Origin of the sequence: Micromonospora echinofusca (genome assembly GCF_017614955.1) — a bacterium.
Classification (GTDB): Bacteria; Actinomycetota; Actinomycetes; order Mycobacteriales; family Micromonosporaceae; genus Micromonospora; species Micromonospora echinofusca_A.
Genome location: NZ_WVUH01000726.1, coordinates 1 through 573, shown reverse-complemented (window position 1 = coordinate 573; position 573 = coordinate 1). Strand labels below are relative to the sequence as shown.

The window sequence follows — 573 nt, the reverse complement described above, 5'->3', positions numbered from 1 at the left end:
CCGCACCCACGCCCGCACCGTCACCGCCGTCGCCGTGACCGGCATCGCCATCGCCGCCTACGACGGCCTCATCGGCCCCGGCACCGGCACCTTCCTCGTCCTCGCCTTCACCACCCTCATCGGCACCGACTTCGTCCACGGCTCCGCCATGGCCAAAATCGTCAACGCCGGCACCAACCTCGGCGCCCTCGTCGTCTTCGCCACCACCGGCCACGTCTGGTGGCTCCTCGGCGCCGCCATGGCCATCTGCAACATCGCCGGCGCGCTCCTCGGTGCCCGCATGGCCCTGCACCGCGGCGCCGGCTTCGTCCGCACCGTCCTCCTGGTCGTCGTCCTCGCCCTCGTCGCCCGCCTCGGCTACGACCAGTGGCACACCAGCTGACCGAACCACCGTGCGACGATCACCACCATGCGGGTACACGCCGTCCACGACCGCGACGAACTGGCCACCCTCCTGAGCCACCACCCCACCCGACACGCCTACGAACTCGGCGACCTCGACGACCTCCACTGGCCCCACACCACCTGGTACCGCCACCACGACCTCGTCGCACTGCTCTACCACTCCACCCC

1 protein-coding gene is annotated in these 573 nt (G+C 70.9%); it reads left to right on the top strand.

The window, feature by feature from the left end; genetic code table 11:
* Positions 1-382, top strand: a 382-nt coding sequence (locus GSF22_RS34100) for a TSUP family transporter (protein WP_208817984.1), incomplete at its 5' end; no start/stop codon positions are given.
* Between the last annotated feature and the right edge of the window lie 191 nt (positions 383-573).